This window comes from Modestobacter sp. VKM Ac-2979, assembly GCF_026967995.1.
In the GTDB taxonomy this organism is placed as follows: domain Bacteria; phylum Actinomycetota; class Actinomycetes; order Mycobacteriales; family Geodermatophilaceae; genus Modestobacter.
Map to the genome: position 1 here is coordinate 352,427 of NZ_JAPVBO010000002.1, position 11,650 is coordinate 364,076.

The 11,650-nt window shown below is 73.3% G+C and carries 9 protein-coding genes; 4 read left to right on the plus strand and 5 right to left on the minus strand.

Annotated features, from left to right (window positions below; all coding sequences use genetic code 11):
• Positions 1–12: 12 nt before the first annotated feature.
• Genes O2W15_RS06195 through O2W15_RS06205 form a run of 3 tightly spaced genes read right to left on the minus strand, consistent with a single transcriptional unit; the run spans position 13 to position 3,338 of the window.
• Positions 13–1,494 carry a LutB/LldF family L-lactate oxidation iron-sulfur protein gene (locus O2W15_RS06195; protein WP_269162391.1) on the minus strand — a complete coding sequence of 494 codons (1,482 nt, stop codon included), beginning with the start codon at positions 1,492–1,494 and terminating at the stop codon, positions 13–15.
• Entirely contained in the window at positions 1,491–2,288 is a 798-nt protein-coding gene (locus O2W15_RS06200) for a (Fe-S)-binding protein (protein WP_269178773.1), read from the minus strand. The genes O2W15_RS06195 and O2W15_RS06200 overlap by 4 nt, the downstream gene beginning before the upstream one ends.
• A gap of 15 nt (positions 2,289–2,303) precedes the next feature.
• On the minus strand, positions 2,304–3,338 hold the full coding sequence (locus O2W15_RS06205; RefSeq protein ID WP_269179136.1) for a LacI family DNA-binding transcriptional regulator: 1,035 nt from the start codon (positions 3,336–3,338) through the stop codon (positions 2,304–2,306).
• A 99-nt stretch (positions 3,339–3,437) separates the two neighbouring features.
• Here O2W15_RS06205 and O2W15_RS06210 point away from each other — a divergent pair, with 99 nt between their 5' ends.
• From O2W15_RS06210 to O2W15_RS06225, 4 genes are all read left to right on the plus strand, one after another.
• Positions 3,438–3,797 carry an L-rhamnose mutarotase gene (locus tag O2W15_RS06210; protein WP_269178774.1) on the plus strand — a complete coding sequence of 120 codons (360 nt, stop codon included), beginning with the start codon at positions 3,438–3,440 and terminating at the stop codon, positions 3,795–3,797.
• A complete protein-coding gene (gene rhaI / locus O2W15_RS06215) occupies positions 3,794–4,966 on the plus strand; it encodes an L-rhamnose isomerase (protein WP_269178775.1) in 1,173 nt (390 codons plus the stop codon). The genes O2W15_RS06210 and rhaI overlap by 4 nt, the downstream gene beginning before the upstream one ends.
• Before the next feature lie 19 nt (positions 4,967–4,985).
• Positions 4,986–7,022, plus strand: coding sequence for a bifunctional aldolase/short-chain dehydrogenase (locus tag O2W15_RS06220; protein ID WP_269178776.1), 2,037 nt, complete (start codon positions 4,986–4,988; stop codon positions 7,020–7,022).
• Positions 7,023–7,120: 98 nt separating this feature from the next.
• Complete coding sequence (locus O2W15_RS06225) at positions 7,121–8,542, plus strand: rhamnulokinase (RefSeq protein WP_269178777.1); 1,422 nt, start codon at positions 7,121–7,123, stop codon at positions 8,540–8,542.
• 61 nt (positions 8,543–8,603) lie between these two features.
• Here the strand turns inward: O2W15_RS06225 and O2W15_RS06230 are convergent, their stop codons facing one another.
• Both O2W15_RS06230 and rhaD read right to left on the minus strand, forming a co-directional pair.
• Positions 8,604–9,491 (minus strand): sugar phosphate isomerase/epimerase family protein, encoded by an 888-nt coding sequence (locus O2W15_RS06230; protein ID WP_269162397.1) that lies wholly within the window; start codon positions 9,489–9,491, stop codon positions 8,604–8,606.
• A gap of 103 nt (positions 9,492–9,594) precedes the next feature.
• On the minus strand, positions 9,595–11,640 hold the full coding sequence (rhaD, locus tag O2W15_RS06235; RefSeq protein WP_269178778.1) for a bifunctional rhamnulose-1-phosphate aldolase/short-chain dehydrogenase: 2,046 nt from the start codon (positions 11,638–11,640) through the stop codon (positions 9,595–9,597).
• Positions 11,641–11,650: the final 10 nt, after the last annotated feature.

Below are 11,650 nucleotides of genomic sequence, written 5' to 3' on the forward strand. Positions count from 1 at the left end.
AACGTCGCCCGGTCACGACCCGTGCTCCCGGACCCAGGACTCCACGAACGTCTCCTTCGGCGGGGTGGGCAGGTCGCGGCTGCGGGTCCAGCCGGAGACCGGCGGGGGCAGCGCGTTGGGCAGCGTGGGCTTCCCGCGGGCGATCAGCCGGCCCAGCCGGGACGCCCGCTGGGCCAGGTGCCACAGCCGGGGGTGCGACATGACCTTCGCCAGACCGCGGAAGGCCACCGCCTCCGCCGTCGGCCGTTCCTGGGCCTCGACGTGCTCGGCGCGCAGGTGCACCAGGATCGAGGGGATGTCGATCGCCACCGGGCAGACGTCGTAGCAGGCGCCGCAGAGCGAGGAGGCGAACGGCAGGGAGGCGTTGTCCTCCACCCCGGTCAGCATCGGCGAGAGCACCGCGCCGATCGGCCCGGGGTAGACCGAGCCGTAGGAGTGCCCGCCGGCCCGCTCGTACACCGGGCAGACGTTCAGGCAGGCCGAGCAGCGGATGCAGTGCAGCGCCTCCCGGCCCACCTCGTCGGCGAGCACCGCGGTGCGGCCGTTGTCCAGCAGCACCAGGTGGAACTCCTGCGGCCCGTCGCCGGGGGTCACGCCGGCCCAGGTCGAGGTGTAGGGGTTCATCCGCTCGCCGGTGGAGGAGCGCGGCAGCAGCTGCAGGAAGACCTCGAGGTCGCGCCAGGTGGGCACCACCTTCTCGATGCCCATGACGGTGATCAGCGTCTCCGGCAGGGTCAGGCACATCCGCCCGTTGCCCTCGCTCTCCACCACGGTGAGCGTGCCGGTCTCGGCGACGGCGAAGTTCGCGCCGCTGACGGCCACCCGGGCGCGCAGGAACCGCTCGCGCAGGTGGGTGCGGGCGGCCATCGCCAGCTGACGGGGGTCGTCGGTGAGGTCGGGGTCGACGCCGGGGATGGTGCGGGCGAAGATCTCGCGGATCTCGGCGCGGTTCTTGTGGATCGCCGGCACCAGGATGTGCGAGGGCTTGTCCTCCCCCAGCTGCACGATCAGCTCGGCCAGGTCGGTCTCGAAGACGTCGAGCCCGGCGGCCTCCAGCGCCTCGTTCAGGCCGATCTCCTGGGTGGCCATCGACTTGACCTTGACCACCTCGGACGTCCCGGTGGCCTGCACCAGCCGGGTGACGATCTCGTTGGCCTCGTTCGCGTCCCGGGCCCAGTGGACGACGCCGCCGCGGGCGGTGACCTGGCGCTCCAGCTCCTCGAGGTGCTCGTCGAGCCGGGCCATGGTCGCGGCCTTCAGCGCCCGGCCGGCCTCACGCAGCTGCGCCCAGTCGGGCAGCTCGTCGACCACCTTGGCCCGCTTGCCGCGGATCGTGCTGGTGGCGTGGCCGAGGTTGGCCCGCAGCTGGCCGTCGCGCAGCGCGCCCCGGGCGGCGTCCGGGAAGGACTGGTCGCCGCGCAGGTGGCCCACGCCGCGGGGGGCGGTCGGGAGGCCGAGGAACGTGGGCGCCTTCGGGGGCACGGTGGCGGTCATGCCGACACCGTCGGGGTGGTGGGGCGGGCGACTGCTGGACGGGTCTGCTGGTCGGGGGTCACGGCTTCCTCCGTCGAGGCGAGGATCTCGGCCAGGTGCACCGTGCGGGTGCCGGCCCGGAGCCGGGAGAGGCCGCCGCCGATGTGCATCAGGCAGGAGGCGTCCCCCGCGGTGCAGACCTCGGCGTGCGTGCCGAGGACGTTGGCCATCTTGTCGGTGAGCATCGCGGTCGAGGTGTCGGCGTTCTTCACCGCGAACGTGCCGCCGAAGCCGCAGCACTGCTCGGCGCCGGGCAGCTCGACCAGGTCCAGCCCGCGCACCGCCCGCAGCAGCTGGTAGGGCCGGTCGCCCACCTTCAGCAGCCGCAACGAGTGGCAGGTCGGGTGGTAGGTGACCCGGTGCGGGTAGTAGGCGCCGACGTCGGTCACCCTCAGCACGTCGACCAGGAACTGCGACAGCTCGTAGGTGCGCCCGGCCAGCTCCTCCGCCTCGTCGGCCAGCCGGTGCTCGCCGGCCCGGCGGGCGACGGCGGCCTGCTGGTGATGGATCGAGGCCACGCAGGACCCCGACGGCGCCACGATCGCCTCGGCCCCGGCGAAGGCCCGCACGTGGTTGGCGACGATCGGGACCGCCTCCCGGCGGTACCCGGTGTTGACGTGCATCTGTCCGCAGCAGGACTGCCCCGGCGGGACCACGACCTCGTGTCCGAGCCGCTGCAGCAGCGTGGCGGTGGCCCGGGCCACCGAGGGGGTCAGGGTGTCCACCAGGCAGGTGGCGAAGAGCGCGACCTTCACGGGCGGCTCCTCCTCTCAGCTCGCGACGGTCGGGCGGAGTCGCCGGACCGCACTGGACTCGCGGACGACGAGCATCGGCTCGAAGACGGGTTGGTCGTGCTGGTGGCCCTCGGCTGCAGCCTCGTCCAGCAGCAGCTCCGCCGCGCGGCGACCGAGTTCCTGGCGGGGCTTGCGGACCGAGGTCAACGGGACGGCGGCGGCCGCGGCGTAGTCGATGTCGTCGTAGCCGACGATGGCGAAGTCGTCGGGCACCCGGACCTGGTGGCGCACCATCTCCTGGAGCACCCCCATCGCCAGCAGGTCGTTCGCGCAGACGGCGGCGGTGGGGCGCTGCCCGGCCGGCAGTCCGATGATGCGGGACGCGGCCTCGCGGCCACCGGCGACGGTGAGCGTCTCGGGGGTGATCACGGCGAGCGCGTCGTCGGACCCGGTGCCCTCGCGGACGGCGGCGACGACCCCCTGGTAGCGCTCCTGCAGCTGGGGCAGCCCCGTGGGGCCGCCGATGAAGGCGATCCGGCGGTGCCTGCGCTCGAGCAGGTGGTCGGCGGCCAGCCGGCCGCCGAGGACGTCGTCGACGGCCACGGCGCACTGGTCGGGGCCGGGTGCGCGGCGGTCGAGCAGCACGACCGGGACGCCTCGTTGCCGCAGCGTCTCGATCTGCGGGGAGAGCTCCGCGGTGGGGGTGAGGACGACGCCCCGCACCCGTTGCTCGGTGAGCACGTCCAGGTGGGCGGCCTCCTTGGCCGGCCGGCCGTCGGAGTTGCACAGGATGACCGACAGCCCCTGCGCGTTGGCCACCTCCTCGACCCCGCGGGCGACGTCGGTGAAGAACGGGTTGGCGATGTCCAGCACCACCAGCCCGATCGTGCGGCTCCGGCCGGCGCGGAGGTGCCGGGCCGACTCGTTGCGCACGAAGCCCAGCGCGGTGATGGCGGTGACCACCCGCTCGCGGGTCCCGGGGCTGACGGTGTCGGGCCGGTTGAGGACGTTGCTGACCGTGCCGACCGAGACCCCGGCGTGGACGGCGACGTCGCGGATGCTGGCGGTCAGCGCTGCCCCCTCGGTTCCCGGCCGGCCCGTTGACCGCTCGCACGCAGCATCCTACTGTGGCTCACAGCACCTTGTGAATCGTTTCAGCGAGGAGGGGTCGTGCCCCGCGTCTGCTTCACCCTGCAGGTCCGGCCCGACCGGCTCGACGAGTACCGCGAACGGCACGCCGCCGTCTGGCCGGAGATGCTCCGTGCGCTGCGCGACGCCGGCTGGCGTGATTACCAGCTCTTCCTGCGCGACGACGGACTGCTCGTCGGCACCGTGCTGACCGACGACCTCGACGCCGCGCAGGCCGCCGTGGACGCCGCCGCGGTCAGCGCCCGCTGGGAGACCGAGATGGCCCCCTTCTTCGAGACCGGGGACGGCCGCGGCAAGTCCTCGCTCGACCTCGTCTTCGACCTCGACGCCCAGCTGCGGGCCGCCGGGGAACACACCACGACGAACGGAGAGACCCCGTGACCACCGACTTGCGCGCCCAGGCGCTCGCCGCCCTCGCCGAGCAGACCATCGAGCTGCCCTCCTGGGCGTTCGGCAACGCCGGCACCCGGTTCAAGGTCTTCAGCACCCCCGGCGTCCCGCGTGACCCGTTCGAGAAGATCAGCGACGCCGCCCAGGTGCACCGGCACACCGGCGCCGCCCCCCGGGTCTCGCTGCACATCCCGTGGGACCTGGTCGACGACTTCGGGAAGCTCGCCCAGCACGCCACCGACGAGGGCGTCTCCATCGGCGCGATCAACTCGAACCTGTTCCAGGCCGACGAGTACAAGCTCGGGTCGCTCACCCACGCCGACCCGGCCGTGCGGGCCAAGGCCGTGGCCCACCACGTGCAGTGCATCGACGTCATGCGGGCCACCGGCTCCACCGACCTGAAGATCTGGCTGCCCGACGGCACCAACTACCCGGGCCAGGACGACATCACCGACCGCCAGGAGCGGCTCGCGGAGTCACTGCAGCAGATCTACGCCGAGCTGGACCCCGAGCACCGGCTGATCCTGGAGTACAAGTTCTACGAGCCGTACTTCTACACGATGGACATCCCCGACTGGGGCACCTCGCTGCTGCACTGCCTGGCCCTCGGCGAGCAGGCGAAGGTCGTGCTGGACACCGGCCACCACGCGCCGAACACCAACATCGAGTTCATCGTCGCCCAGCTGCTGCGGGTCGGCCGGCTCGGTGCCTTCGACTTCAACTCCCGCTTCTACGGGGACGACGACCTGATCGTGGGCGCGGCCGACCCGTTCCAGCTGTTCCGGATCATGAACGAGATCGTCCGGGCCGACGCGCTCCGCCCGGACTCCGGCGTCAACTTCATGCTCGACCAGTGCCACAACATCGAGCCGAAGATCCCCGGCCAGATCCGCTCGGTGATGAACGTCCAGGAGGCCACCGCCAAGGCGCTGCTGGTCGACCGCGAGGCGCTGCGGACGGCGCAGCGCAGCGGGGACGTGCTCGGCGCGAACGGCGCGCTGATGGACGCCTACAACACCGACGTCCGCCCACTGCTCGCCGAGCTGCGCGAGTCCCAGGGCCTGCCCGCCGACCCCTACCGGGCCTACACCGCCTCCGGGCACCAGGAGCGGATCGCCACCGAGCGCGTCGGAGGCCAGCAGGCCTCCTGGGGCGCCTGAAGAACTGGAGGACGACGAGATGACGAACCCCGTGGTCAGTGACCTGCTCGCCCGCTCCAACCGGCTGGGCGAGGACCCGCGCAACACCAACTACGCCGGCGGCAACACCTCCGCCGCCGGCACCGAGACCGACCCGGTGACCGGGCAGCCGGTCGAGCTGCTCTGGGTGAAGGGCTCCGGCGGCGACCTGGGCACGCTGAAGGAGCCCGGCCTGGCCGTGCTCCGGCTGGACCGGCTGCGCTCGCTGGTCGACGTCTACCCCGGCGTCGACCGCGAGGACGAGATGGTCGCCGCGTTCGACTACTGCCTGCACGGCCGCGGCGGAGCCGCGCCGAGCATCGACACCGCGATGCACGGGTTGGTCCGCGCGGCCCACGTCGATCACCTGCACCCCGACTCCGGCATCGCGCTGGCCACCGCCGCCGACGGCGAGGCGCTGACCCGGGAGTGCTTCGGCGACCGCGTGGCCTGGGTGCCGTGGCGCCGTCCCGGCTTCCAGCTCGGCCTGGACATCGCCGAGATCGCGGAGAAGAACCCGCAGGCCATCGGCGCCGTCCTGGGCGGCCACGGCATCACCGCCTGGGCCGACACCAGCGAGCAGTGCGAGGCCAACTCGCTGGAGATCATCCGGACGGCGGAGCGGTTCCTCGCCGAGCGCGGCCGCCCCCAGCCCTTCGGTGCGCCGCTGCCCGGGTACGAGGCGCTGCCGGAGGTCGAGCGCCGGGCGAAGGCGGCTGCCCTCTTCCCGGTGGTCCGCGGCCTGGCCTCGACCGACAAGCCACAGGTCGGGCACCTCACCGACTCCGACGTCGTGCTGGACTTCCTGGCGTCGGCCGAGCACCCGCGGTTGGCCGCGCTGGGCACCTCCTGCCCCGACCACTTCCTGCGCACCAAGGTGCGCCCGCTGGTGGTCGACCTGCCGGCGTCCGCCCCGGTCGAGGACGTCGTCGCCCGGCTCAAGGAGCTGCACGAGGCCTACCGCGCCGACTACGCGGCCTACTACTCCCGGCACGCGAGCCCGGACTCCCCCGCCATGCGCGGCGCGGACCCGGCGATCGTGCTGGTGCCCGGCGTCGGCATGTTCAGCTTCGGTGCGAACAAGCAGACCGCCCGGGTCGCCGGTGAGTTCTACGTCAACGCGATCAACGTGATGCGCGGCGCCGAGTCGGTCTCCACCTACGCGCCGATCGACGAGAGCGAGAAGTTCCGGATCGAGTACTGGGCGCTGGAGGAGGCCAAGCTCGCCCGGATGCCGAAGCCCAAGCCGCTGGCCACCCGGGTCGCGCTGGTCACCGGCGCGGCGAGCGGGATCGGCAAGGCGATCGCCCAGCGGCTGGCCGCCGAGGGTGCGTGCGTCGTCGTCGCCGACCTGGACCTGGCCAAGGCCACCGACGCCGCTGCGGAGATCGGCTCGGCCGACGTCGCGGTGGGCGTGGCGGCCGACGTCAGCGACGCCGAGGCGGTGGCCGCGGCGTTCCGGGCGGCCGTGCTGGCCTTCGGCGGGGTCGACCTGGTGGTCAACAACGCCGGGCTGTCGATCTCCAAGCCGCTGCTGGAGACCACGGAGCAGGACTGGGACCTGCAGCACGACGTGATGGCCAAGGGCTCGTTCCTGGTCTCCCGCGAGGCGGCCCGGATCATGATCGAGCAGGGCATGGGCGGCGACGTCGTCTACATCTCCAGCAAGAACGCGGTCTTCGCCGGCCCGAGCAACATCGCCTACTCCTCGACCAAGGCCGACCAGGCCCACCAGGTGCGGCTGCTGGCCGCCGAGCTCGGCGAGCACCAGATCCGGGTCAACGGCATCAACCCCGACGGCGTCGTCCGCGGGTCGGGGATCTTCGCCGGCGGCTGGGGCGCCAAGCGGGCCGCGGTCTACGGCGTCCCGGAGGAGGAGCTGGGCAAGTACTACGCCCAGCGCACCCTGCTCAAGCGCGAGGTGCTGCCCGACCACGTCGCCGACGCCGTCTTCGCGCTGACCGGTGGCGAGCTCACCCGGACGACCGGGCTGCACGTCCCGGTCGACTCCGGCGTCGCCGCCGCCTTCCTCCGCTGACGAAGTCGACAGAAATGGCCATTTCTGCCGCTGCGGGGGGTGGGGGTCGGGAGCTGACGCTTGCCGCTGTCGACCTGGGGGCCTCCAGTGGCCGGGTGATGACGGCGCGGGTCGGCCCGGGGCGGTTGGAGCTGCACGAGGTCAACCGGTTCGCCAACCGGCCGGTCCGGGTCGCCGGCACGCTGCACTGGGACGTGCTGGCGCTCTACGCCGGGGTGCTCGACGGCCTGCTGGACGCCGGCCGGGACGTCGGGCCGCTGGACGGCGTCGGCATCGACAGCTGGGCGGTCGACGTCGGGCTGCTCGACGGCGACGGCGCGCTGCTCGGCAACCCGGTGCACTACCGGGACGCCCGGCACGCCACCGCCGTGCCCGGGGTGCACGAACTGGTGTCCCCGGCCGAGCTCTACCGGGTCAACGGCCTGCAGCACCTGCCGTTCAACACGGTCTTCCAGCTCGCGGCGATGCGGCAGCTGGCCGGCTTCGGGCTGGCCCGGCACGCGCTGCTGATCCCCGACCTGCTGGCGTACTGGCTCACCGGCGCCGTCGGGGCCGAGCTCACCAACGCGTCCACCACCGGGCTGCTGGACGCCACCACCCGGCAGTGGTCGACCGACCTCATCGACCGGCTCCGCCTCCCGCACGAGCTGTTCCCGCCGTTGCGGCACCCCGGGGACCGGCTCGGTGAGCTCACCGGTGACGTGCTCGCCGAGACCGGGCTGACCGGGCCGGTGCCGGTGACGGCGGTGGGCTCGCACGACACCGCCTCCGCGGTGGTCGGGCTGCCGGCGGAGTCCGAGCGCTTCGCCTACGTCTCCTGCGGCACCTGGTCGCTGGTCGGCGTGGAGCTGACCGACCCGGTGCTCACCGAGGCCAGCCGGGAGGCCGGGTTCACCAACGAGCTCGGGGTGGACGGAACGGTCCGTTACCTGCGGAACGTGATGGGGCTGTGGCTGCTGCAGGAGTCGCTGCGCACCTGGCAGTCGGCCGGGCTGCCGGCCGACCTCACCGAACTGCTGCACGCCGCGGCCCGGGAGCCTGCCTTCGGCGCGGTCGTCGACTGCGACGACGACCGCTTCCTGCCGCCCGGTGACATGCCGGCCCGGATCGCGGAGCTCTGCCGGGAGACCGGGCAGACGCCGCCGCAGAGCCAGGCCGCCACCGTCCGCTGCATCCTGGACAGCCTGGCGCTGGCCTACCGGCGCACGGTCCGCCAGGCGGCCGAGCTGTCCGGGCGGTCGGTGGACGTCGTCCACCTGGTCGGCGGCGGCGCCCGCAACACGCTGCTCTGCCAGCTCACCGCCGACGCCTGCGGCCTGCCGGTGCTGGCCGGCCCGGTCGAGGCGGCGGCGCTGGGCAACGTGCTGGTCCAGGCCCGCGCCGGGGGCGCGCTCAGCGGGGGGCTCGCCGCGCTCCGGACGCTGCTGCGGGCCACCCAGCAGGTCGCCCGGCACGACCCCACCCCGTGCCAGGAGGCCGCGTGGCAGGCCGCGGAGGACCGGGTCCGGCGCACCCGCTGAACGCGGCCAGGAGCCCCGCCAGGAGACCGGCCCGGCTACCGGGCTCCTGGCGGCCAGCGCCTCACCCCGGTGCGCCCCGCCGCGCCGCCGCCCCGGCCAGCCCGGCCTTGGTGAACGCCAGGGCGTCCCGGGCCAGGGCGTGGTTGTCGGTCCACAGGTTGCGCCAGATCGCCAGGTCGTTGGAGAGCGTCCGGTGCACGACCTCGGAGGAGAACGACTCGAACGTCACGATGCCGTCGTAACCGACCTCGTCCAGGGCGCCGAAGAACTCCGCCCAGGGGATCGAGCCGGTGCCCAGGGCCCCGCGGTGGGACTCCCCGACGTGCACGTAGCCCAGTCGCCCCGCCGCTGCGGCCGCCCGCACCGCCTCGGTGAACGAGTGCTCCTCGATGTTCATGTGGTACGTGTCGAGGTGGGCCATGACGTTGGGCCGGTCCACGGCGGCGATGAACTCCAGCGTCTGCTGCGTGGTGTTGAGGACGTTCGTCTCGTACCGGTTGCAGAACTCCAGCGCGAGGGTGATCCCCGAAGCGGCGGCCTTGTCCGCCAGCCAGGCGATCGCCTCCTGGGAGTTCGCCCGGCCGCGCTCGGTCGCCGGCGCGTCGTACTTGCCCAGCTTGGAGTAGAGCACCCCGCACAACGTCGTCCCGCCGCTGTCCCGCAACACTCCGAGGGCGGTGGCCAGCCGCTCCCGGCCACGGGCCACCGTGTCGGGGTCCTCGCTGGACACGTCGGTGTCCGCGCCGAGCCCCAGCGAGGCGCTCACCTGCAGCCCGTGCTCCTGCAGCAGCCGCGCGGTCAGGTCGGCGTCGTACCCGGTCGGGTCGATCGGGGCGATCTCGATCAGGTCGTACCCGGCCTCGGCGCTGGCGGCGACGGCCCGGCGGGCCTCCTCCGGGGACCAGCCCCCGGTCCAGACCAGTGCGTGGACACCGTGGGTGACAGGCATGGGACTCCTTCCTCGTGCCCCGGGACCGGGGCGTGCGACAGGTGGTGCGTCAGCTCGTCCTCGCCAGGTCAGGAGCCCGGCCCGGAGGCCGGGCTCCTGACGGTCAGCGCAGGAACGCCGCGGCGACCCCGGAGTCGACCGGGACGATCAGCCCGGTCGTCACCGCGAGGGTGCCGTTGGTCAGCGCGAGGACGGCGCCGGCCACGTGCTCGGGGAGGACCTCCTCCTTGAGCACGGTGCGCTGGGCGTAGAACTTGCCCAGGTCCTCCTCCTCGACGCCGTAGGTCTTCGCCCGGGAGGCGCCCCAGCCGCCGGCGAAGATCCCCGAGCCGCGGACCACGCCGTCGGGGTTGATGCCGTTGACCCGGATGCCGTCCTCCCCCAGTTCGGTGGCCAGCAGCCGCACCATGTGGGCCTGCGCGGCCTTGGCCGAGGAGTACGCCAGGTTGTTCGGCCCGGCGAAGACCGCGTTCTTCGAGCAGATGTTGATCACGTCGCCGCCCAGCCCCTGGCCGCGGAGCACCCGGGCCGCGGCCTGGGTGACCACGAAGCTGCCGCGGGTCATCACCGCGAACTGGGCGTCCCAGTCGTCGAGGGTGGTGTCCTCCAGCGAGCCCGGCTTCACGAACCCGGCGTTGTTCACCACGATGTCGATGCCGCCCAGCCGCAGCACCGCCTCCTGCACCGCGGCGGCGACCGCAGCGGGGTCGGAGACGTCCATCCGCACCGCCACGGCCCGGTCCGGGCCACCGAGCTCGGTGGCCACCTCCTCGCTGCGGGCCAGGTCGAGGTCGGCGATGACGATGTCGGCGCCGTGCTCGTGCAGCAGCCGGGCGGTGGCCAGGCCGATGCCCGACGCGCCGCCGGTGACCAGGGCGACCCGGCCGGACAGTGCCTTCGGCTTCGGCCGGCGCTTGAGCTTGTCCTCCTCCAGCTGCCAGTACTCGACGGCGAACTTCTCCGCCTCGCTGATCGGTGCGTAGGAGGAGACGCCCTCGGCGCCGCGCATCACGTTGATCGCGTTGACGTAGTACTCCCCGGCCACCCGGGCGGTCTGGTGGTCGGCGCCGAAGGAGAACATGCCGACGCCGGGCACCAGCACGATCGCGGGGGCAGAACCGCGCATCGCGGGCGACTCCGGGCGTGCGTGCCGCTGGTAGTAGGCGCTGTACTCCGCCTGGTACTCCGCCAGCAGCTCGGCCAGCCGCGCGTCGACGTCGGCCAGCGGGGCGTCGACGGGGACGTCGAGCACCATCGGCCGGATCTTGGTGCGCAGGAAGTGGTCGGGGCAGGAGGTGCCCAGCGCGACCAGGTCGGCCAGCTTCTCCCGGGACAGGAAGTCCAGGACGACGTCGGAGTCGGTGAAGTGCCCGACCTGCCGGCTGCTCGCCGAGGCGATCCGGCGCAGCGACGGGAACAGCTCGGCCGCCCGGGCCCGCCGCTGCCCCTCCGGCAGTGCCACCCGGTCGGGCACCACGGCACCGAACGGCTCGGGTACCGACCGGCGGGCCAGGAACTCGGCCGCCTCGTCGATGATCCGCAGCGCCCGCTCCTGCGCCTCCGCCGAGGTGGCGCCCCAGCTGGTCAGCCCGTGCCCGCCGAGCACGGCGCCGATCACGGTCGGGTCCTGGGCGAGCTGCGACACCTGCCGGCCGAGCTCCCACCCGGGCCGCTTCCACGGCACCCAGGCCACGGCGCCGCCCCAGAGCTCCTGCACCAGGGCCGGACCGTCGGCCGCGCAGGCCAGCGCGGTCACCGAGTCCGGGTGCAGGTGGTCGACGTGCGGGCAGTCCACCAGGCCGTGCATGGGGGTGTCGATCGAGGGGGTCGCCCCGCCGGTGCCGAACGCGGCGTGCGGGAAGAGGCCGACCATCTCGTCCTCGTGCTCGACGCCGCGGTAGACGTCGTCCAGGGCCAGGAAGGGCTCCCGCCGCAGGACGGCGAGCCCTTCCGCGCGCAGGGTGCCCAGGTCGCCGCCGGAGCCCTTCACGTAGACCAGCTCGACGTCCTTGCCGGTGGCCGGGCTGGGGACCGTGACCTTGACCGACGTGTTGCCGCCGCCGTAGTTGGTCACGGTCGGGTCGCTGCCGTAGCGGTGCGACCGCTCGAGCAGCTCGCGGACGCCCTCGGGCAGGTCGGTGTCGCTCATGGGACGGGGT